Source organism: Candidatus Phyllobacterium onerii (genome assembly GCF_028331445.1).
Lineage (GTDB): Bacteria > Pseudomonadota > Alphaproteobacteria > Rhizobiales > Rhizobiaceae > Phyllobacterium > Phyllobacterium onerii.
In genome coordinates, this window is record NZ_JAQMHX010000050.1 from 1 (window position 1) to 458 (window position 458).

The following is a 458-nucleotide window of genomic DNA, read 5'->3' on the forward strand; positions in this document are numbered from 1 at the left end:
ATTTTTGCGGGCGCTGTGACGGCTGCAGCCGTAACATTGCTATTGACCCTGCTGGGGTCAGGTTTCGGATTGACAATGGTTTCGCCGTGGGCTTCCGAAAGTTCCTCCGCCACAACATTTGCGGTGTCCACCGCCATCTGGTTGATCCTCGTTCAATGGATATCGGCCGGCGTCGGCGGTTATTTAACGGGTCGCCTTAGAACCAAATGGGCGGGCATCCATACCAACGAAGTTTACTTTCGTGATACTGCGCATGGCTTTGTCGCATGGGCGCTCGCAACTTTGTTCGTTGCCGCTGTGCTCGGGTCTGCTGTTTCGTCGACAATCCACGCAGGTGTGCAGGCAGCGTCCAACGTCGCTTCCGGAGCCGTAAGTGCCGCCAACTCCAACTCAAGCGATACATCTGTTTCCTATTTTGTGGACAGTTTGTTGCGCCCCACCGCACCTGCGTCGGCAAC

1 pseudogene is annotated in these 458 nt (G+C 56.1%); it reads left to right on the forward strand.

What is annotated here, in order from left to right:
* Positions 1 to 458: pseudogene (locus tag PHA01_RS29150) on the forward strand (hypothetical protein); the annotation flags it as partial.